At 60.5% G+C, this 19,313-nt stretch carries 22 protein-coding genes and 1 pseudogene; 11 read left to right on the plus strand and 12 right to left on the minus strand.

Going from position 1 to position 19,313, the window contains the following annotated elements; translation table 11 throughout:
* The first annotated feature begins 215 nt into the window (after positions 1-215).
* The 8 genes from IVA92_RS10530 to IVA92_RS10565 all read left to right on the plus strand — a co-directional run bounded on the left by IVA92_RS10530 (position 216) and on the right by IVA92_RS10565 (position 5,297).
* The gene (locus IVA92_RS10530) at positions 216-827 is read left to right on the plus strand and encodes a DUF1285 domain-containing protein (protein WP_247279603.1); all 612 of its coding nucleotides are present in this window, start codon (positions 216-218) and stop codon (positions 825-827) included.
* Positions 824-1,495 (plus strand): CoA pyrophosphatase, encoded by a 672-nt coding sequence (locus tag IVA92_RS10535; protein WP_247279604.1) that lies wholly within the window; start codon positions 824-826, stop codon positions 1,493-1,495. The genes IVA92_RS10530 and IVA92_RS10535 overlap by 4 nt, the downstream gene beginning before the upstream one ends.
* Positions 1,492-1,755 carry a DUF6111 family protein gene (locus IVA92_RS10540; RefSeq protein WP_247279605.1) on the plus strand — a complete coding sequence of 88 codons (264 nt, stop codon included), beginning with the start codon at positions 1,492-1,494 and terminating at the stop codon, positions 1,753-1,755. Before IVA92_RS10535 ends, IVA92_RS10540 begins: the two co-directional genes overlap by 4 nt.
* Before the next feature lie 10 nt (positions 1,756-1,765).
* Positions 1,766-3,022, plus strand: a complete 1,257-nt coding sequence (locus tag IVA92_RS10545; RefSeq protein WP_247279606.1) for a CCA tRNA nucleotidyltransferase — start codon at positions 1,766-1,768, stop codon at positions 3,020-3,022.
* A complete protein-coding gene (locus IVA92_RS10550) occupies positions 3,019-3,789 on the plus strand; it encodes a sulfite exporter TauE/SafE family protein (protein ID WP_247279607.1) in 771 nt (256 codons plus the stop codon). Before IVA92_RS10545 ends, IVA92_RS10550 begins: the two co-directional genes overlap by 4 nt.
* A 158-nt stretch (positions 3,790-3,947) precedes the next feature.
* Complete coding sequence (locus tag IVA92_RS10555) at positions 3,948-4,145, plus strand: hypothetical protein (protein ID WP_247279608.1); 198 nt, start codon at positions 3,948-3,950, stop codon at positions 4,143-4,145.
* Between the two features lie 179 nt (positions 4,146-4,324).
* A complete protein-coding gene (locus IVA92_RS10560) occupies positions 4,325-4,552 on the plus strand; it encodes a hypothetical protein (protein ID WP_247279609.1) in 228 nt (75 codons plus the stop codon).
* Between the two features lie 301 nt (positions 4,553-4,853).
* Positions 4,854-5,297, plus strand: a complete 444-nt coding sequence (locus tag IVA92_RS10565; protein WP_247279610.1) for a hypothetical protein — start codon at positions 4,854-4,856, stop codon at positions 5,295-5,297.
* Positions 5,298-5,514: 217 nt separating this feature from the next.
* Here the strand turns inward: IVA92_RS10565 and IVA92_RS10570 are convergent, their stop codons facing one another.
* Complete coding sequence (locus IVA92_RS10570) at positions 5,515-6,093, minus strand: YdeI/OmpD-associated family protein (RefSeq protein WP_247279611.1); 579 nt, start codon at positions 6,091-6,093, stop codon at positions 5,515-5,517.
* Positions 6,094-6,237: 144 nt separating this feature from the next.
* Here IVA92_RS10570 and IVA92_RS10575 point away from each other — a divergent pair.
* The 3 genes and pseudogenes from IVA92_RS10575 to IVA92_RS10585 form a co-directional block, all read left to right on the plus strand.
* Positions 6,238-6,774: pseudogene (locus IVA92_RS10575) on the plus strand (sulfite exporter TauE/SafE family protein); the annotation flags it as partial.
* A 489-nt stretch (positions 6,775-7,263) separates the two neighbouring features.
* Complete coding sequence (locus IVA92_RS10580) at positions 7,264-8,175, plus strand: alpha-amylase family glycosyl hydrolase (RefSeq protein ID WP_247279612.1); 912 nt, start codon at positions 7,264-7,266, stop codon at positions 8,173-8,175.
* Between the two features lie 115 nt (positions 8,176-8,290).
* On the plus strand, positions 8,291-9,112 hold the full coding sequence (locus tag IVA92_RS10585) for an alpha-amylase family glycosyl hydrolase (RefSeq protein WP_247279613.1): 822 nt from the start codon (positions 8,291-8,293) through the stop codon (positions 9,110-9,112).
* Positions 9,113-9,174: 62 nt separating this feature from the next.
* Here the strand turns inward: IVA92_RS10585 and IVA92_RS10590 are convergent, their stop codons facing one another.
* The 11 genes from IVA92_RS10590 to hemF form a co-directional block, all read right to left on the minus strand.
* A complete protein-coding gene (locus IVA92_RS10590) occupies positions 9,175-9,552 on the minus strand; it encodes a PRC-barrel domain-containing protein (RefSeq protein ID WP_247279614.1) in 378 nt (125 codons plus the stop codon).
* A gap of 519 nt (positions 9,553-10,071) precedes the next feature.
* A complete protein-coding gene (locus IVA92_RS10595; RefSeq protein WP_247279615.1) occupies positions 10,072-10,401 on the minus strand; it encodes a GcrA family cell cycle regulator in 330 nt (109 codons plus the stop codon).
* Between the two features lie 39 nt (positions 10,402-10,440).
* On the minus strand, positions 10,441-10,620 hold the full coding sequence (locus IVA92_RS10600) for a hypothetical protein (protein WP_247279616.1): 180 nt from the start codon (positions 10,618-10,620) through the stop codon (positions 10,441-10,443).
* A 155-nt stretch (positions 10,621-10,775) separates the two neighbouring features.
* A complete protein-coding gene (locus tag IVA92_RS10605) occupies positions 10,776-11,087 on the minus strand; it encodes a hypothetical protein (RefSeq protein WP_247279617.1) in 312 nt (103 codons plus the stop codon).
* A gap of 165 nt (positions 11,088-11,252) precedes the next feature.
* Positions 11,253-11,468, minus strand: a complete 216-nt coding sequence (locus tag IVA92_RS10610; protein WP_027529685.1) for a dodecin family protein — start codon at positions 11,466-11,468, stop codon at positions 11,253-11,255.
* A gap of 359 nt (positions 11,469-11,827) precedes the next feature.
* Positions 11,828-15,196: an adenylate/guanylate cyclase domain-containing protein gene (locus tag IVA92_RS10615; protein ID WP_247279618.1), complete on the minus strand. Its 3,369-nt coding sequence runs from the start codon at positions 15,194-15,196 to the stop codon at positions 11,828-11,830.
* 123 nt (positions 15,197-15,319) lie between these two features.
* Entirely contained in the window at positions 15,320-16,222 is a 903-nt protein-coding gene (locus tag IVA92_RS10620; protein ID WP_247279619.1) for a hypothetical protein, read from the minus strand.
* Positions 16,223-16,336: 114 nt separating this feature from the next.
* A complete protein-coding gene (locus IVA92_RS10625) occupies positions 16,337-16,738 on the minus strand; it encodes a hypothetical protein (RefSeq protein WP_247279620.1) in 402 nt (133 codons plus the stop codon).
* Between the two features lie 424 nt (positions 16,739-17,162).
* The gene (locus IVA92_RS10630) at positions 17,163-17,375 is read right to left on the minus strand and encodes a DUF2158 domain-containing protein (protein WP_247279621.1); all 213 of its coding nucleotides are present in this window, start codon (positions 17,373-17,375) and stop codon (positions 17,163-17,165) included.
* Positions 17,376-17,674: 299 nt separating this feature from the next.
* The gene (locus IVA92_RS10635; RefSeq protein WP_247279622.1) at positions 17,675-18,418 is read right to left on the minus strand and encodes an HAD family hydrolase; all 744 of its coding nucleotides are present in this window, start codon (positions 18,416-18,418) and stop codon (positions 17,675-17,677) included.
* The gene (gene hemF / locus IVA92_RS10640) at positions 18,409-19,296 is read right to left on the minus strand and encodes an oxygen-dependent coproporphyrinogen oxidase (RefSeq protein WP_247279677.1); all 888 of its coding nucleotides are present in this window, start codon (positions 19,294-19,296) and stop codon (positions 18,409-18,411) included. Before hemF ends, IVA92_RS10635 begins: the two co-directional genes overlap by 10 nt.
* Between the last annotated feature and the right edge of the window lie 17 nt (positions 19,297-19,313).

Genomic DNA, 19,313 nt, shown 5'->3' on the forward strand with positions numbered 1-19,313 from the left:
CGTCAGGTCATCACGCCGGATCATGGGCCTATGCTAGACTTGCAGGAAGGCCATGTATTCGTTGAATTAACCTATCCCCACCTTATCGGCTTCGGGTTATGTACGGCATCACGAAGTGGCGACCTCGCACATCGGATTAATCCGGAGTGGAACCGCACACCCGAAAACAACGTAGACCTGCACCAATCGTGCCAAGGACAAAGTCAGGGCAAACCATGGCGAACCAAGGGCAGAGTGCCGATCGCGGCCTTGAAGGGCTGACTGCCGCCGCCAAAAGTGCTGCCAATGCCGAAGGTGCCACGAAGGGGCTGCCTCCGGTGCATCTGTGGAATCCGCCGTTTTGCGGCGATCTCGATATCCGAATCGGCTCTGATGGTACTTGGTTCTACATGGGGACGCCAATCGGGCGTCACGCGCTGGTCCGCCTGTTCTCGACCATTCTCAAGCGCGAGGGCGACAAGCATTTTTTGGTCACGCCGGTGGAGAAGGTCGGCATTCGCGTCGACGACGCGCCGTTCATGGCGGTCGAGATGCTCAAGGAGCGCGAGGGTGGCCATCGCGTGCTGCGCTTCCGCACCAATGTCGACGACTGGGTGACCTGCGACGCCGCGCACCGGCTGCGTTTCGAGCAGGCGAGGGACGGCGGGCTGACGCCATACTTGCACGTCCGCGCCGATCTCTGGGCCAAGGTCACCCGCGCGCTCTATTACGATCTGGTTGACATGGGCGAGGAGCGGATGGTCGATGGCCAGCCGATGTTCGGCGTCGAGTCGGCCGGCGAATTCTTCGCCATGGCCGACGCTGAGCAGGTGAGGGCCGCGCTTTGAACAAACCTATCCTGCAGAACGATCCGGTCGCGCTCAGCGCGGCGGATTTCTTCGCCCGCTCCAGGGCCAAGCTTGATTTCGACGTCCCGCCCGGTCTCTATGATCCGAACATCATTCCCGCCTCGGGCGATCCCGGCACCGACAGGATGCTCGAGATCATCGCGCGCGAGCAGCCGGTACGGCCGGCGGCGGTCCTGATCGCAGTGGTCGACCATCCCGAGCCGACCATCCTGCTGACGCAGCGCTCGGCGCATCTGAACGACCATGCCGGCCAGATCGCCTTTCCTGGCGGCAAGATCGACGCGACCGACTCCTCGCCGCTCGATGCGGCGCTGCGCGAGGCCGAGGAGGAGATTGGGCTGTCGCGCGACTTCGTCGAGCCGATCGGCTATCTCGACCTCTACGGGACCGCGTTCGGCTTCCGCATCCTGCCGACAGTGGCCAGGGTGCGGCCGGGCTTCGAGCTCACGATCAATCATTCAGAGGTTGATGACGCATTCGAAGTGCCGCTATCCTTCCTGATGAACCCGGTGAACCATCAGGTGCACAGCAAGGAATTCCGCGGCATGGAGCGTTCCTATTACGCGATGCCATTCGCGGAACGCTACATCTGGGGTGCGACGGCGGGAATGCTGCGTGTGCTGTATGAGCGGATCTATTCGTCATGATCCGGACGGTTCTGACCGAGATCGGAATCTTCCTTATTCCCTTTGCCATCTATGCGCTGTTCCTGGCCGCCACCCGATCCGGCCTGTTCGCGCGATCGTCCTGGCCGGTCACCATCGTTGCGCGCCTTGCCCTGGTGGCGATCGCGCTGGTGATCGCGGGGCTGGTCGGCCTTGCACATTTCTCCGGCGCCGGACCGGACTCGACCTACGTTCCCGCGCATATCGAGAACGGCAAATTCGTGCCGGGCACGGAAAAATAAGGGCTGGACGATGAGCGCGGAGCCGTTACTCGCCAATGCGCCCTGGCTGACCGCAGGCGGGACCGGGCGCGTCCTGCGATTGCTGGGCGCGAATGGCGAGGAGGCGCGGGTGGTCGGCGGCGCGGTGCGCAACGCGCTGCTCGGTCTCTCACCCGGTGACATCGACATCGCGACTACCGCGTTGCCGGACGAAGTGATGCGGCGTGCCAAGGCCGCCGGCATCAAGAGCGTGCCGACCGGGATCGACCACGGCACCGTCACGCTCGTCATCGACGGGCATCCCTATGAAGTGACGACGCTGCGCGAGGACACCGAAACTTTCGGCCGCAAGGCCAAGGTCGCGTTCGGCCGCGACTGGGTGAAGGATGCCGAGCGGCGCGACTTCACCATGAACGGCCTGTCCGTCGATGCGGGCGGCGTCGTGCACGACTATGTCGGCGGGATTGCGGATGCCAGAGCGCGCCGCGTGCGCTTCATCGGCGATCCCGGCCAGCGCATCGCCGAGGACTATTTGCGCATCCTGCGTTTTTTCCGCATCCACGCTGCCTTCGGCGCCGGCGAGCCAGACCGCGACGGCTATCTCGCCTGTATCCGGGCACGCGCGGGCCTTGCGAACCTCTCGGCCGAGCGGGTGCGCATGGAGATGCTGAAGCTGCTGGTCGCCGGCGGTGCATCCGCGGCCGTGCTGGCCATGGCGGAGGGCGGATTGCTGCAGGCGCTGACCGGAGGCGTGGTCTATACGGGGCCGCTGTCGGCGATGATCGCAATCGAGCGCGAGCTCGGCCTCACCGCAAGCAGCACGCGGCGCCTGGCCGCGCTGACGGTCGCGGTGACCGAAGATGCCAAGCGCATCGCCGCGCGCCTGCGGCTCTCCAATAGCGAGACCAAGGCGCTGGATTCGATGGGGCATCGCTGGTGGCGCTTGGCCGCCAAGAACGAGCCGAAGGCGCGGCGGCTGCTCTACCGGCTCGGCGCAGAGCGCTATCAGGAACGCGTGTTGCTGGCCTGGGCCCGGGCCGGTGGCGACGTCGGATCGTCGCGCTGGCGCGCGCTCGCCGAGCTGCCGCAGCGCTGGACTGCGCCGAAATTTCCGTTGAAGGCGGCCGATTTCATCGCGCGCGGCATGGCGGAAGGACCTGCGCTCGGACATGTCTTGACGCTCGCCGAGGACGCTTGGCTTGCGGCGGATTTTCCACTAGAGCAAGCCGCGCTCGCTGCCATCGCCGATCAAGCTGCCGCCCGCGTCCGCCGCGACGAGAGAACGTGACCATCGTTTCAGGCTTCGCCGACATCCCGATTTACCAGCTCCTGCTGGTAGCAACGATGGCGTTGTTGGCTTCGATCATCGGTGGTCTTGCCGGCTACGGCACCGGCGCTTTGATGCCGCTGGTGCTGGTGCCGATGGTCGGCGCTGAGCCGGTGGTGCCGATCATCGCGATCTCCGCGATCTTCACCAATCTCAGCCGCGCGATAGCTTACTTGCGCTATGCCGACCGCCGCCGCGCTCTGATCGTGCTCGCCTGCGCGGCGCTGACAACCGCGCTCGGCGCCTACGGTTACACGCGCCTGACCAATGCGGGCGCGGCGCTCGTGATCGGCACCATGCTTATGCTGAGCGTGCCGCTGCGCCGCGTGCTGCGCCGCCGCGAGGTCAGGATCGGCGACACCGGCCTTGCCGCCGGCTCCATCGGTTACGGCGTGCTGGTCGGCGGCACCTCGGGCTCCGGCGTGATCCTGCTGTCGCTGCTGATGGCCGCCGGCCTCGAAGGCGGAGCCGTGATCGCGACCGATGCGATGATCTCGCTCGGCACCGGCCTGATCAAGATCTCGGTGTTCGGCCTTGCCGGCGCGGTGACCGCGCAGGTGCTCGCGCTTGCGCTGCTGATTGGCGCGATTGCGATCCCCGGTGCGTTCCTCGCAAAAGCCTTCGTCGAGCGGATGCCGGTGTACATCCACACCGCGATCTTGGACGTCGCGGTGATCAGCGGCGGACTGGTGATGATCTCTGCCGCTGCAAGGCAGCTCGTCGCGTAGATGACCCCGGCCCAATTGCCGCGCCTGGACCGCGGATCACCTCGAATGCGAGGACTAGCGCGTCTGATAGAGATAACCGGCGCGCTGGCCGCCAATTTCGTGTCTGCCCCGCCAAAAAGGGGTAGAGTGCTCAAGGGTCACATCTGAGGAGCAACAACATGACCCCACCCCCCGAGCTGGTTCCAGCTAAGATCGACCGGCATGTCTTCGCGATCATGCCCGACACGATGCCGCCCCGGGATCCCGATGACGACGAAGAGGATGAGGAGGAAGAGGAGGAAGAGGAGGAAGAGCAAGACGAGGACGAGAACCAAACCGACGAACCGCCGGTCGTGCGCGAGCCGGATGAGGACTAAGCAGGACGCCTAGACGTAGCCTGAGCTTCGGTGAGTGCGTTCCTCGGCCTAGGTGCGGCACGCCGGTGCGTCCGGCGGCTTTCAGAGTCGGTCTGATTCCGAGAGCACCGGCAGACGCTGGATGGGCCACGGTTCTCGGCGCAGCAATCTAGCGGCGTTCGCGGGTAGAGGAGATGAGCATGACTCTCATATGGCTTGGTGTGCTCCTTGTTTTCGGCGGCGTACTCCAAATGGCATTTCAGCCCATCTGGCGAGGCCGATTCAGCGGTGGGAAATGGCTTCGCTCCGGGCGTGACACGCTGGAGCCTGAAAGGCCCGGTAGCGGCTTCGGCGTCAAATCGAACTGGCCCGGACTCGTGATGGTCGCGCTTGGCGGCGTTTTTTTGCTGGCCGGAGCTGCCTTCTGAGTTGAAAACGAATGCCGCGGGCGTTTGGTTATCTGCCGCACCAACGTGCCAGAGCCATCTCTTCCTGGCCCTAAGCTGCCCAACGCGCGAGCCGTTGCCATGTCGGCTGATCGAGGGAGACCGAACATCGAGCGATGAACGTGCTGACCGCAGCTTTTAACCCTGTTCAGACCTCGCGGGGCAAGCTTACCGCCTGCGCGTCTTGGTACCTCATAATGGTTAGCTCCCCCCACGAACGCGAACTGGACTTCACTTGGCGGGATCATCCCTCGACACACGAACCCAAAGAGGAGACTCCAAGATGCGTAAAATCCTTTTTGCGTCGCTGTTCGCCGCCGGTTTGGTACTGCCGGCATGGGCTGAGGACGCGGGCACGATCAAAGTCCACAGCGGGTGGAAATTGATCCAAGAACGCGTAGACAAAGGATTTGCCTACGGGACCCTGTGGGGGATCACCTTCAACGACGCTGGCAGCGGTCCTCTGCACATGGCACCTGCTTCTGGGACGTATAGTCTTACACAAGAGACCGGTAAGGGTGAGGGCGAACTCACTTGGGGCACCGGCGATGACCAACTAAAGGGGCCGTTTACCATCACGGTTACTGACGGTAAGGCAAAAGGCGAGAACACCGTCAAGGGAACTGGAAAACTTTCCGGAATAACCGGCGGCCCATTTGAGTGTGCTTTTGTGGGCAAGCCCGAAGATCAGCAGGCGTGGTGTACGGAGGTGTTTAATCGGAAATAGGCGGCACGATCTTCTCAATTCTTCGGTAAGGGCCGGTCCTCACCATGTCTGCCGGTCCGCTTGCCGCCGCTGACCCGGCTGTTAATTGATGCGGTGCATGAGTCGGGGTGATGCCGGATCGAAATGGTGGAGCGACGGCCGGTTTTGCTTCACAAGCGGCACAGTGCAGCCGATCATCTGCCCGCTATGGCTTACTCTCTCGGAGAGGCTGCATGGGTCAGTGAAACTTATCGCCACGATCCAGTTTCGCAACAATTTGCGCGATCCGTCTGGCGCGCGTCTCGGGCTTCCTCGCTGTATGAAGGCGATAGTAGATTGAATAGAGATTTCTGCGATCGAGCGTCGCGAAGAACGCTTTCGCCGCAGGCATGTCCTCCAAGGCGTCAAGAAAGTCTTGCGGGATAGTCATGTCCGCTGAGCCCGCGTATGCGGTGTCCCATCGTCCATCCGACTTGGCCGCTTCGACCTGAGCCAATCCAGCGGGAAGCATCCGCCCTTCAGCGATCAGGGTTGTTGCGTGACGGCAGTTCTTGGCCGACCAATTGGAATTCACCTTCCTCGGGGTAAGTCGTTGCAAGTACGACGTGTCGTCGAAAGGTTTCATCTGGCCATCGATCCAACCGACGCGGATGGACTCAATAACGCAATCGTTCCACGTCACAGACGGCACGCCCGTGTCTGATTTGAAGATCCGCACCCAGAGTTCGGTCGCAGTGCCATGGTGCTTCTCAAGCCAGTCCCCAAGCTTGGATGTGTTCTTAAATGCCAACGGGGCTTGCTGCTTTTTGCGAACCATAGGCAACTCTACCACGTAGGCAGCAAAGCCTCCATCTGCGGACAACAAAGCCCAGTGGCAAGCTCTCTTGGCTGAGGTCTGTTGTGGCCCTAAACTGCCCAACGCGCGCGGCGTTGCCATTTCGGCTGTTTGAGGGAGACCGAACGTCGAGCGATGGACGTGCTCGCCTGCGCGGCGCTGACGACCGCGCTCGGCGCCTACGGTTACACGCGTCTGACCAATGCGGGCGCGGCGCTCGTGATCGGCACCATGCTGATCCTGAGCGTACCGCTGCGCCGCGTGCTGCGCCGTCGCGAGCTCAGGATCGGCGATACCGGCCTTGCGGCCGGTTCGGTCGGCTACGGCGTGCTGGTCGGCGGCACCTCGGGCTCCGGCGTGATCCTGCTCTCGCTGCTGGTGGCCGCAGGCCTCGAAGGCGCCGCGGTGATCGCTACCGATGCGATGATCTCGCTCGGCACCGGCCTGATCAAGATCTCGGTGTTCGGCCTTGCCGGCGCGGTGACCGCGCAGGTGCTCGCCTTTGCGCTGCTGGTCGGCGCGATTGCGATTCCCGGTGCGTTCCTCGCAAAAGCCTTCGTCGAGCGGATGCCGATCCACATCCACACCGCGATCCTCGACGTGGCGGTGATCACGGGCGGACTGGTGATGATCTCTGCCGCTGCAAGGCAGCTCGTCGCGTAGATGACGCCGCTCACCGGGGATTGGTGCATGGACCGGGGATCGAACTTCCTCCGAGCGTGTACTCACAAAAGTCGGCTTCCGAGCCCAAACCGAAAGTCGCCCCGCTTGGCCATCATCGGCGGCTTATGGCCCAACCGAGACATTGGCGCCTTCCGATAAGGTTCGTCGCGCCACGGCGTGGAGCTCGTGCCTCTGGAGAGTAGCCTATCTTCCCGGACCTGCTCTGGCCTTCGGATACTCGCTCCTTTGGTGTCGCCACAATTGCTGTGCTCGGCCGACGCTGGTGGGTTGCGGTCAGGGACGCGCGCAACGACTTGTGGCGTCCTAAAGGACGCCCTGCAATGCTTTCGGTCAAATTGGACGCGACCTAAACGCGCACGCCCGCCCAGGTCCCATTGCGTCCCATTGCCACTAATTCCCGGAACGACTGTCCACACTGGTGGTTACCTGCAAGCCGTTCGCTCGCTCACCAGCAAAGGAAGTCGGCGCTTGCTCGACCTCTGGTACAAGAACGCCGTGATCTACAGCCTCAACGTAGCCACCTACAAGAACGGCAACGGAGACGGGATCGGCGATTTCAAGGGACTAACCGAGCAGCTCGATCATATCGCTCAACTCGGCGTAAATTGCCTGTGGTTGCTTCCATTTTATCCCAGTCCCGGACTAGACCACGGCTACGATGTCACGGATTACTACAACATCGCGCCGGCACTCGGAACGTTGGGCGATTTCGTCGAATTCAGTCATCAGGCCCGACTGCGCGGATTGCGGCTGATAGTCGATCTTCCCATCAATCACACTTCGGACAGGCACCCATGGTTTCAGCAGGCTCGCGCCGACCCGTCGTCGCCGTTTCGGGAATATTACGTCTGGTCAACCAGCGAACCCGAAAATAGCACAGAAGGCGTCGTATTTCCCGGGTTTCAACTCAGCGTCTGGACTTACGACCTCTGCGCGCGCTCGTGGTATTATCACCGGTTTTACCAACATCAACCTGACCTCAACATAGCCTGCGCTGCCGTCCGCGAAGAAATCTTCAGGATCTTCGGCTTCTGGCTTGAACTCGGTGTTTCGGGATTCCGAATAGACGCTGCACCGTTCGTCGTGGAGGAAATACGTCCAGATCGTCCGGCGAAGCGTCGGTATGAGTTTTTCGCCGAGCTCCGCAATTTCCTGTCCTGGCGCAAAGGTGATGCGGTGTTGCTGGCGGAAGCAAATGTAGCTCCCACGGAGCTTCAGCATTATTTTGGCGATGGATCGCGGATCCACATGCTATTTGCGTTCCTACTGAACCAGCACTTGTTCCTTGCACTTGCACGGGAAAGTGCCGAACCGCTGCGGCGCTGCATGAGCCAGCTGCCCCGAATTCGCACACTGGGCTCAATTTCTACGCAATCATGATGAGCTGGACCTCGGCCGTTTAACTTCTGAAGAGCGTGACGAAGTTTATGCTGCATTCGCTCCAACCCGCAAAATGCAGCTTTACGGACGGGGAATTCGGCGGCGGCTCGCCTGCATGTTCGGAAACGATCGCCGCCGCATCGAGCTGGCATTCAGCCTGCTGTTCAGTCTTCCTGGTACACCGGTCATTTACTACGGCGACGAACTGGGAATGGGCGACGATCTGACGCTTCCTGAGCGATGGCCTGTCCGTACGTGCATGCAATGGACGGACGACGAAAACGCCGGATTCTCCACGCGGCCGGGGAATCGTTTGCTTCATCATGTGATCCGCGAGGGCCAATACGCACCAGCCAACGTGAATGCGATTGCCCAGCAACGCGACCCGGATTCGCTGTTCAATTGGTTGCGGCGTCTGGTCGAAATGCGCCAGTCGTGCCCGGAGATCGGCTGGGGTGAATGCACCGTACCCGAAAGCAACTGTCCCGCTGTCTTGATCCAACATTTCGTTTGGCAAGGCAAATTCGTGCTGGTGCTGCACAATTTATCACAGACGAGCTGCAGCACGGAGATCTGGGATATTCCGAAGGGACGGAAGCTGACCGATATATTCGGTAACCGAATTTACGATCCAACCTTACCGCCGACGCCACTCTTATCGAGCTTGATGGCTATGGCTATCGGTGGTTTCGCCTCGACTGAGCCAGTGAGCAGCATCCTCGGCGATTACGCCCGCTCGCCGATGCTGCGGCTGGCATTCTTTGGGCGCAGGGCCGCCAATGAACACTGGAAGCGGCTGAACTTTGTTGAACGATCTCTCGCAGCTAACCTCATCGATAAGCCCCACGGCAAGAGGGCCTCGATTGAGGCCCTTTGCGGAGAGCACCGCCTAGCACCAGCTTCAGTCGGCGGGATCAAATCCGCCGTCACCCCATGAGCGCCCGCCGATCAATTCAGCCGGCACTCACGGTTGGAAATGTTCTGATGCGCCGCCTGGCGTTACAGGCCACCTCGTCCTTCCCAGTAGGTGGGTGTCCCATAATACCGGTGGGTTCGTGTTTCCCAGTCTCGATCCTGCAAGGAATCATCGCTGAACTCAGGCGCGTCCCTCAGCTGTTGCTCTGTGATGTTGGTTCGAAAACCGCCAAGCGACGTGTCATAGGTCAGAGCACTCCAGGGAATGGGGTAGTGGCTATGACCCAAGCCAACAAATCCGCCGAAGCTCATGACTGCATAAGCCACTCGGCCTGACACCTTGTCGATGATGAGGTGATCAATCTCACCGATATTCGTCCCATCTGCTCCATAAACCTCGGTTCCTTGAATGTCCTCGCTTGAGATGCAGTGATGATCCGGATGAGCTGTTGCGCGGGCCATGACTTTGCCTCCTTGATAGGTGGTTTTGCCCTCTTAACTCGGCCGCCACGGGGGCGTTCCTACCTTAGAACATCGTGTCGCAGCTCGATCACCAACCGAACCACGGCTCATATCGGTTGTAAAAACCTAGCCCTGGTCGCTCCGAGGGGCAGGCGGTGCGTGCGATGCGTATGGCGTCTTCCGGCCTTCTCCGCCGTGAGCCGAGAAGCGCCAAGTACGATCCTGGTTCGTAACAGGGCTGAAACAAGCGCGCCGGTAGACTGTGCGTTGGCGAGAGGGGCTTCGGAAAGCGGGCTTGCCCGAATAACCCGCTGCGCGGTGACCGCTTCTGCGTCCACAGCTGAATAGGTCGATAGCTCAGCGCAGACCTACTACCGGAGCCAGATACGACCTTACTGTTGTGATCTCAAACCGAGATTTCTGACCCGAAGCACATGAGCCTTGGGAGGGTACACGACAGCCGAACCCGTCGAACTGCGCCAGGCACTGACAGGAGCGCATCGACATTCATGTGAGTTCTTAGCCGGTGTTTCTGACCGCCTCAGCCAGAATGGCGTAAAGCTGCTGCTTGCTGAGTTCCTTGGGCTGCGGCCTCTTTGCCGTACTCGACGACACCTTCTGTGCGACTGGACGGGCGCAGGCTGCCGATGATGTCGGCCTCAGTTTCGGGGGCGGCCTTATCTTGGGCCGTGCCGTAGGCGGCTTGCGGCCGCGCTTCAGGCTCAGACGGGTTAGCATGCCGCAGACTGCGTTACGGCTGCACCCGAGACGGCGCGCAATCTGCGCCGCGCTCTGTCCTGCGGACCAGAGCCTTTTGAGCAGCGCTATGTCTTTCGCATCCCAGCCCATGGGAGATACTATAGCGCCGACTGCCAGATGCAGGCTAGTCTAGTCATCGTCCGGCTCGCGCACGACTGCTGGTTCGTCAGCGTCATCTTCTTCATCGTCGTCTTCGTCCTCCTCATCCTCCTCGTCGGGATCCCGGGGCGGCATCGCGATGCCCATAAGCATCAGCGGTGTCCAGCCGATCGCTGTGGTGGAAAATGCTTCGGAGGTGTGTTGCTTCATGTCGTTGCTGCTCCTCGAAAAGCACGCGCAGTCGAATATTCCTGACGGGCGGCACACGGATGTTCAGGGTGCGATCGTTGCAAGCCCGAGGGTGACACCAGGTCAATGACCAGAGCAGGGGGCGGCATCCGCCACGCAACTGGTGATGTTTGCCGCTACTTTATGCCCGAAGACCCATCAGACTCGATGTTCACCAAGACCTCGCCGGTGGTGACTTCGGGAACCCCAAGATCGAGATCATGCAGACTCGCCTGCACAAACGCCAGTATCTTGGCGTTCGCTGCGTTGGCGCTCTCCCGGTCGTCAAATATCATCACGGCGATACCAACGCCGTCGCCCGCATCCAGCACATGGTAAGATCTGAATCCGTGCGATTGCCTGAGGATCTCACCTACGCCGCTCTTGGCGCGACGAGCGGCGTCCGCCACCGAGCGAACCTTGGTGTACTTGCGAATGACCATGTACATGGGGCCACCACGCGCTACACGCCCCCTCGCATCAAAGCATATCGGCCCCGGTCGGACTAGGGCCGACTTCCGGGACGGGCCACAGCGTCCGGTTGGGCGGACTGGGCGACGCGCCTTTTCCAATGAGCCATCCTCGCCCCGCGAGTGGGGGCGAGGTGCTGAGGCTCAGGAGCCCTCGAACTTGAACGATACGTTGAGCTTGGCGCGATAAGCCTCGACTTTTCCCTTGTCATCCAGTTGCATGTCGAGCTTGACGACCTCTGCAATGCGAAGATCTCGGAGAGATTTTGCAGCTTGCTCGACCGCATTGGCGGCCGCCTTCTCCCAGGAGTCGGTGCTGGTACCGACCAGTTCAATGACCTTGTAGACGCTATCGGGCATGTCGTCCTCCTATTCGGTAGGAGCAGGAAATCTAACACCAGAATATCGATGCTGATACGTCTCGGGCATGCTCCCGGAGCCGGGAAGGGACAAACTGCATTTGGCGAGGGCGGCTCTTGGCCGAGCTAACCTGCCGTACCAGCGTCATTATGTCCGCTCAGAGCGGGTCGCCGGAAAAGGGTCCTGTCGGCTGTCACTTTCCTGTTTGACTCCTAGAGATATCGGAGGTTTGGCGCGCGGGGGGCGGGCATCTTTGTTGCGAATCCAGGGCAATGCGTTTGCTGGCGGAGGCGCAATTGCAATAGGGTTCGCATAGAGCGGATGCACTCGACCACCGCAACGCGCTGTGAGCGGCGGGATCAATGCAGTGCACGCCGACAATCGCGCGCACGCTTGAGGTCGGCCGTTTCGGTTCCTTCGTCAAACCAATCGCAGATCGGTTCTAGCAGCGTGCGCGCCTCATCAATCCTTCCTTGCCTCCGCCAGAGTTCTGCGAGGCTTGTGGCGGCGCGCAACTCCAAGGATTTGGCGCTTTGACCACGCGCCACTTCAATGGATCTCCTAAGATGAGACTCGGCGTCGCCGACTTTCGATGGGACGAGCGATAGGAGAATTTGGGCTTTTTGCCGGTGCAATTCCGACTCCCATGCCCTGCCTGTCACATCACCTACGCCGGCCAGAAGCCCCTCGATCAATGATAGTGCGCGTTCATTCTCGCCGACCTTGGCGTCAATCTCTGCCAGCCAGCTATTCATCATTGGCAGCATGAAACCGACACCGTTTTGCCGCGCTTCATCGATTCCCAGTGCGATGTCGGATCGGGCCTCCTCGATCCGGCCAAGCTCGCCGACAGCCCGGCCTCGAGAAATTCTCGATAAAATCGCGTACAGCGAAAACCGCTGTTCTTGTGACATTTCAAAGCTGCTCTGTGCGTTTTCGAGAGCGCGAGCGGCGTCCCCGCGCAGCAGGTGCACGACAGAGGTCATGTAATGAGCAAATGCCACTGTGTACGGGTGAGCAAGATCCTGAGCCAGGGCGAGCGCTTCTGATACGCGCGAAAGGGCTCGATCGGGATAGCCGAGAAACCACAAGTCCCAGGACTGAAGCAGCAGTGAAGCCGCTTGAGGCTCCACCACGTAAAGCTGATGAAGAGGCTGTCTTCCTTCGCTGATCGAGAGCCTGATCGTCTCTTCGAAATGGTTCGCTGAGGATTGGAAGTCCCCGATGGTCAACAACGTGCTGCCCATCACTCTGTGAGCCACCATCGCCAGCACGGGGTCAGACAAGTCTCGTGACCGCAACAGAAACTCATCGGCCATGCTGAGGGCCTCATCATTCCTTCCACCCATCCATGAGTGTCCCCACAACCCAAACAGGGCCTGGAAATATTCAGGGATGTCGCCGAGACGCAGGCATAATGCGCGGGCTCTGGAAAACGCTTCGCGTGTTTCCGTGGAGGCATATCCTTTGACGGCGATAAGCGGTATCCCCAGCGCCAATTGAACCTCGGTCTCTTGTTTGGTCCGCTCGGGGGTTTCGGGCAGCGTTTTCAGAAGCTCAAGCGCACTTCGAAAACTGGCAATCGCTTCGATGTTGGCGGAGTGCGCGAGTGCGCGCTGCCCGGATTTGAACCAATAACGGATAGCTGCACTGTGATTGCCTGCTTCCTGATGATGATACGCCAGGACTTCGGTCTGATTTTCCGCAAGCTCCGGAAACTGATGCTCCAGGACTGTGGCGATCTCGGCGTGGATCTGCTGTTTTTTGCTCCTGAGCAGGGAATCGTAGATCGCATCGCGCAGCAACACATGTTTGAACGCGAACCGGAGGGAAGGCGAAATGTCGACTCGATATACGATGTCAGCCTGTTCGAGCAGCGAGAGTGCTGTCAGCATTTTATCTTCGTCGAGTTGCGATACAGCCGACAAGAGATCATAGGAGAACTCGCGCCCAATCACCGCCGCAATCATTGCAAGTTTGCGACTTGGCGCAACGCGGTCGAGCCGCTCCATCAATGCGTCACTCAGCGTGTCCGGAACCCTGAGCAATGCAGCTTGTGCCGTCCGCTCGGACGCACCTCGACCGAGTACAGGTGCGCTCAACATACTGTTTGTCAGTTCCTCGATGTACAGCGGGACGCCATCGGCTTTTTCGATAATCTGGTCCAGCAGCGGTTGAGGCATTCTCCCGCCCCTCAACAGACCTCGAATCATCGCCTTCACTTCCGCCTGCGATAGTCGAGTCAGCGAGTGCACGGAGATATTCGCATGAGTGATCCACGCAGGGCGGAACTCCGGCCGGCAGGACACGACAAGCAGCACGCGGGCGTGGCCGATCCGGCTGATAATCAAGTCAAGCAGCTCAACCGTCGACGGATCGAGCCAGTGTGCATCCTCAAAGATGCAGAGCGTCGGCCCTTGGACGGAGAACGCCAACAGCATATCGACAAGCGTGCTTATGGTTCTGTTCTTTATTTGCTGCGGGGTCAGGCCGGATAGTTGGAGGTGATCATGCACGGGGATGGATAGCAGTCTGGCGACCAGCAGGACCGGCCCGGTGGAATTATCGGGAAGGTAAGCCCTGAGCTTGGCGAGCTTGTCTGCATCAGGCTCGCGCGCTGTTATTTGGGCCAAATGTTGGATCTGCTCGATGACGGGGAAGAACGCGCTCTGATTGTGGTAGGGCGAGCACTGATGATGCAGCAAAATATGCGGTTCCTGCTGAATATGCGATTTCAACTCGTGGAGCAGCCTCGACTTTCCGACTCCCGGGATGCCCGAGAGGAGTATGACTTGGCCATCACCCTCCTTGACCTTCTGCCACCTGTCGAGCAGCAGGCTCAGTTCGCTTGAGCGTCCAATGAGCGGAGTTAGAGAGCCCGCATGCGCAGCCTCGAAGCGGCTGACCGTGTATTTAGCCGCCAGCACGCGATACAAATGAACGGGCTGAGTCACACCCTTGAGTTCCTGGATCCCCAGGTCCTGAAAATCAAAAGCCGCCGATATGAGACGCCTCGTTGTCTCTGAGATGAGTACCGTATCTGGAGCGGCAAGGGCCTGCAGGCGCGCCGCAATGTTCGGCGTCTCCCCCACCGCGTCCATCGACCACCTGCCGCTGTCTCCAATGTCACCGACAACAACCGGTCCAGAGCAAACACCCACTCGACAAGACAGAGGAACCGGACCTGAAATCTTCGGGACCCCGGACGCGATCTCCAGTGCGGCGTGAACAGCACGAATGGCGTCATCCTCGTGAGCGGAGGGCCAGCCGAAAAATGCCATGACGCCATCGCCGAAATAGCGGGCCACCTCACCGCCATACCGCCCGATCGCGGTGCTGCATTCCTCACGGTATGCGTCGATGAGTTTTTGGAGATCCTCAGGGTCCAGCTTCTCCGAGAGCTGTGTAGAAGCCACAAGGTCGCTGAACAGCACCGTGATCTGACGGAATTCAGGTTCGCGATGCTGCGCAACGGAGGGCGACGCCGCAGCCACTCTTGAACCCACAAGCGTTGCGCCGCCGAGCTGGCCTGAAGCGGTCAAGGCTTCAATCGCCCTAAGCAGCTTCTTGCGGTGGCCTAAGGACGAAACTCCAATTTGCTTGAGATCATTTTCCGTCAGGTCCGGAAGGACGGAATACTCGATGTTGTTTTCCGCGAAGGCTTGGGCGTACTCGCCTAGACCGTGTCTGGCCAGCCACTCGGCTAAGTCGGTGTTTGTCCTCGTCATCGAAGAGGTCCTCCTCTTAACCGCCGTAGGACCCCTTATTCTATCTCACCACGGAGGCGCCGGAACAGTGCGTGGTTGCGCGCTCAGGCCCAGCAAAACCGCGATGATGTCGCGCTGTTCCGCTCAAGCCGCGGGGCGAGCGCTGCAATCTTCGTCTTCTGAAGGCCCTGAACTGAGACCGTATGGGAGCGCTTCTCCGATCGCCTGTCGAAGCTCGTCGACCATTTCGGCTTCGGATTTATGGAGTTCGTGATTATAGCCTTCCGCCAGGATCAGGGCCGATTCATACGTCTCCTGAACGACTGCGATACGGTCATTCGCAGGAAGGGACGCGACGAACTCGATGGTATCTTTGACGTGTGTGGCCTCACTCCCGAGAGAGCTGTGGCTTCTGAGGAAGCGGGTCGCATCGACGCCGTCCGGACACAGCGCCTGGACCTTCTCGACGTCCGCCTCCTGCTTGAGCGCGGCGATGCGCTCCAGGCAGTAGGAGTACCCTATACAGCCGATCGGGTAGTCCTGCGAGCAAAGGTCATCAAAGCGCTTGCAGAGCGGCTTGATCCCCTGCGGGATGAAATTGGTGACGAGTCGCTCGGCTGGTAAACCGAGCGCGCGCAGGTCCTTGAGCGCGAGGCGATCGTGACCAGACTCCTCGCGTGCACGTTCTTCAAGGTAGGCAGCGACCTCGGGCCTGCCCAGCTCCTCGAAGCGGCTGGCGGCGCGCCGCAGATTTCGAGGCGTATCGACAGAGGTGTGATAGGCGCCGACCAGGGCCACTACATAGCCGGTGAGCGTCTGCTCCGGACGCGCGAGGCGTTTTTCAATCGCGGCAAATCCGAGATTGATCGCGCCGTCGAGCAGCCCGATCGTGCTGCCCGCCGTACCCATGCCCATCATCGGCATCGCGAATGGATCTACATTCCCTTTCGTCCCACCCGTCGTGTGGAACCAAACCTGTCCGGAGTCGCGAGCAATGATTGAAATATCACCCGTGACGTTGACCCACTCCGTCCTCAACCGCGTCATTAGAAACCTCCCAACCTGCAGTGCTCAGCAGGACCGTCTGTCTGCCGTTGCCACTTCGGACAGCTTCAAGCTGGAGACGGAGCGCGCCGCCCCTCGAACCGAACGGTAACAGCGCTAGATACCGTTGGGTGTACAAGACATCAGCAAGCGAGCCGTTTCCAGAAGTGACTGGCCGGGTCGAGGGGTCACGCGGCTTTTGTTCGGCAGCACAAAAACGACTTCATCAGGGTTTTGCATCGTGTAGTGACTATCGTGCTCTTCTTCCGTGATGATGACCGCGCGGTTCAGATAGATACCTCGCGCCGCGAGTGCGACTTTGGCTCGGTTCGCGGCGGCGGCTGTCACGGTAGTGTTGTCCGCCTCCCGTTCCAGCAACGAATTTCGGAAATCGTCTTCGACCCACGCGTCGACGATCAACTGTGCGAGGGAATCGTTGGGGCCGAAGGAGAAGGTTGGAACCGTCACCTCTGTCGGAGCTGCCGCGCCTCTCAAAACGACATTCTTTTTAATGGCCATGATCAGCCCTCCTTCATTAAACAGGCTCGGCATCTCGCCGCCCGCATCTTTTAAATGCAATATATTTTTTGCAGTTTAATTGTATAACCTTAGGATGGCAAGTTAGAATAGCGAGCACTGCCGCATGCTTATAAGTCCATCGTGCCAGTCCGGGGGACCACGCTGGCGATGGTTTCGGTTTGATCAGCTCCAAACGAATTGGAAACAAAATTTAAATATCGAGCGCGCCTTTAACGGGCGCTGCGATTTAAACGTCGGCCGATTGCGGCACGCTTTGTTGCTCGAAATTGGGAATGCATAGGCCCCCGGCCTCTCCAATCTTCCTCCATTCGGAGCTTGTCGAGAAATTGGTCGAAGTCCTATCCAAAAGCGCGAGGCCAACGACGAGCACTCGCATCTGACCAGCGCGCGCTCTTAGGTGTGCTTATTCCTCGTCGTCCTCGTCTTCATCCTCGTCGTCTTCGCCGTTCTCTTCCTCTTCCACCTGCACGAGCGTGGCCAGCGGCAGCGTCTCGCGGAACAGATCGCCTTCCATGCCCATCCAGAGGCAGAGCACGTCGTTCTCCTTCACCTCCGCAACCGTTAGCGGCTGACCGCCGGATTTCAGCATCACGACATCGCCGGCCTTCAATTCCATGGATTGTCCTTTCGAGTTGATCGACCCGGACGCGAGGCTAGCAATTTGTCATGACATCCGGAAAACGGCGGATGAGACCGCGCGTGCCGTGCAGAAACGCTCAGATGCCGGGGCCGCTGGCTAGGGGCCCTTCATCGCAAAGGCCGCGACGATGCCATCATGCCCCTGTTTTGCCCGGCGTGTCAAAAGGATTTCGTAAAAATCGAAAGTTGAGTTTGCGTTTGCCGTAAGTCCTTGAATTCGCAGCAGCGCCTACTGTGCATGGGGTTGTTTTTCGATATTTTTGTTTTCGCCTTTGGTTACTCCGGCAGGAGCTCGGTCAGCGAACGGATGATGCGGTCGGGTCGGACGATCGAGCCTTCGGGCAGGCCGTCGCCATGCACGTCGATCCAGATCGAATAGATGCCGAGGCGCTGCGGCGTCACGACTTCCCATTCCAGATTGTCGCCGATCATCCAGGTGTCCTTCGCGGTGACGCCGAGCGCCTCCATCGCATGCAGATAGGCGCGCTCCTCGGGCTTGCCGAAGCCGTGCTCGCCCTCGATCTGGATGTGGTGGAAGCGGTGCGCGAGCTCGAAGCGCTCGACCTTGGCGCGCTGGGTGTCGGCGGCGCCGTTGGTCACCAGCGCGAGCTTGATGCCGAGCGCCTTCAACTGGTCGATCGCCGCATGCGCACCGGGAAAGACGAACATCTCCTCCTCGCGATAGGCGGTGAAACGGTCGGCGAGGCGAATGGCGAGGTCATCGGGCAGGGCGCGATGGCCGGCGGCCGCGAGCGCGGCAAAGCCGCCCTTGACCGTGAGGTGGCGGGCCTCGGCAAGCTTCAGCCGCCATGCGGCTTCCGCGTTGGCCCAGAAGTTTCGCGCGAACGTCAGCACCGCGGTCGCCACCAGCGGCGGCGGCAGCGGCGCGAGTTCTTCGGCGAACTCGGCCGTGATCGTATTCCAGGCGATCTCAGGCCGGCCATAGGCCGACAGGATGGTGTCGTCCATGTCGATCAGCATGGCGCGAGGGAGCGGCGGCATTGCAAGCTTCATGGCCATTTCACTTCCGGCGGCAGCGACGAAAGGATCGAATCCACGTTGCCGCCGGTCTTGAGCCCGAAAATGGTGCCGCGGTCGTAGAGCAGGTTGAACTCGACATAGCGACCGCGCCGGATCAATTGCTCCTCGCGATCCGCAGCGGTCCAGGCTGTCGCGAAATTGCGCCGGATCAGTTCGGGATAGATCTGCAGGAAGGCGCGGCCGACATCCTGGGTAAAGGCGAGGTCGGCGTCCCAGTCGCCGCTGTCGTGCCAGTCGTAGAAGATGCCGCCGATGCCGCGCGCCTCCTTCCGGTGGGGCAGGTAGAAATATTCGTCGCACCACTTCTTGTACTTGTCGTAATCGGCGACGCTGCTGTGCTGGTTGCAGGCCTGTTTCATCGCGGCGTGAAAGGCGATGCTGTCGGCATCGTCCTGCGTGCGCCGGCGCTCCAGCACCGGCGTCAGGTCCGCGCCGCCGCCAAACCAGGCTTTGGTGGTGACGACGAAGCGCGTGTTCATGTGCACGGCGGGCACGTGCGGATTGCGCAGATGCGCGATCAGCGAGATGCCGGAGGCCCAGAATTTTGGATCCTCCGCGGCGCCGGGGATTTGAGCACGAAATTCAGGGGCGAATTCGCCATGCACCGTCGAGCAATGCACGCCGATCTTCTCGAACAGACGGCCATGCATCATCGACATCACGCCGCCACCTCCGGCCGCGCCGGAATGATCGGTGCGCTGCCAGGGGGTGCGCTTGAAACGGCCGGCTTCGCCCGGATAGAGGCTTGGCGGGACGTCCTCTTCCAGCTGTTCGAAGCTCGCGCAGATGTCGTCGCGCAAGGCTTCGAACCACGCGCGCGCGCGGGCCTTGCGGTCTTCGATCAGGGTCGGATCCATTATCGCGGTCATTTCGT

This window comes from Bradyrhizobium sp. 154, from assembly GCF_023073875.1.
GTDB lineage: Bacteria > Pseudomonadota > Alphaproteobacteria > Rhizobiales > Xanthobacteraceae > Bradyrhizobium.

Bases quoted from the DNA above. Each gene is read 5' to 3' on its own strand.
- IVA92_RS10560 (WP_247279609.1), top strand. From the start codon at position 4,325: ATGACTCTCATATGGCTTGGTGTGCTCCTTGTTTTCGGCGGCGTACTC.
- IVA92_RS10600 (WP_247279616.1), bottom strand. From the start codon at position 10,620: ATGAAGCAACACACCTCCGAAGCATTTTCCACCACAGCGATCGGCTGG.
- IVA92_RS10540 (WP_247279605.1), top strand. From the start codon at position 1,492: ATGATCCGGACGGTTCTGACCGAGATCGGAATCTTCCTTATTCCCTTT.
- IVA92_RS10635 (WP_247279622.1), bottom strand. From the start codon at position 18,418: ATGGCCATGAAGCTTGCAATGCCGCCGCTCCCTCGCGCCATGCTGATC.
- IVA92_RS10570 (WP_247279611.1), bottom strand. From the start codon at position 6,093: ATGGTTCGCAAAAAGCAGCAAGCCCCGTTGGCATTTAAGAACACATCC.
- IVA92_RS10545 (WP_247279606.1), top strand. From the start codon at position 1,766: ATGAGCGCGGAGCCGTTACTCGCCAATGCGCCCTGGCTGACCGCAGGC.
- IVA92_RS10615 (WP_247279618.1), bottom strand. From the start codon at position 15,196: ATGACGAGGACAAACACCGACTTAGCCGAGTGGCTGGCCAGACACGGT.
- IVA92_RS10530 (WP_247279603.1), top strand. From the start codon at position 216: ATGGCGAACCAAGGGCAGAGTGCCGATCGCGGCCTTGAAGGGCTGACT.
- IVA92_RS10620 (WP_247279619.1), bottom strand. From the start codon at position 16,222: ATGACGCGGTTGAGGACGGAGTGGGTCAACGTCACGGGTGATATTTCA.
- hemF (WP_247279677.1), bottom strand. From the start codon at position 19,296: ATGGATCCGACCCTGATCGAAGACCGCAAGGCCCGCGCGCGCGCGTGG.
- IVA92_RS10555 (WP_247279608.1), top strand. From the start codon at position 3,948: ATGACCCCACCCCCCGAGCTGGTTCCAGCTAAGATCGACCGGCATGTC.
- IVA92_RS10565 (WP_247279610.1), top strand. From the start codon at position 4,854: ATGCGTAAAATCCTTTTTGCGTCGCTGTTCGCCGCCGGTTTGGTACTG.
- IVA92_RS10610 (WP_027529685.1), bottom strand. From the start codon at position 11,468: ATGCCCGATAGCGTCTACAAGGTCATTGAACTGGTCGGTACCAGCACC.
- IVA92_RS10585 (WP_247279613.1), top strand. From the start codon at position 8,291: ATGTTCGGAAACGATCGCCGCCGCATCGAGCTGGCATTCAGCCTGCTG.
- IVA92_RS10630 (WP_247279621.1), bottom strand. From the start codon at position 17,375: ATGGAATTGAAGGCCGGCGATGTCGTGATGCTGAAATCCGGCGGTCAG.
- IVA92_RS10595 (WP_247279615.1), bottom strand. From the start codon at position 10,401: ATGGGCTGGGATGCGAAAGACATAGCGCTGCTCAAAAGGCTCTGGTCC.
- IVA92_RS10590 (WP_247279614.1), bottom strand. From the start codon at position 9,552: ATGGCCCGCGCAACAGCTCATCCGGATCATCACTGCATCTCAAGCGAG.
- IVA92_RS10625 (WP_247279620.1), bottom strand. From the start codon at position 16,738: ATGGCCATTAAAAAGAATGTCGTTTTGAGAGGCGCGGCAGCTCCGACA.
- IVA92_RS10605 (WP_247279617.1), bottom strand. From the start codon at position 11,087: ATGTACATGGTCATTCGCAAGTACACCAAGGTTCGCTCGGTGGCGGAC.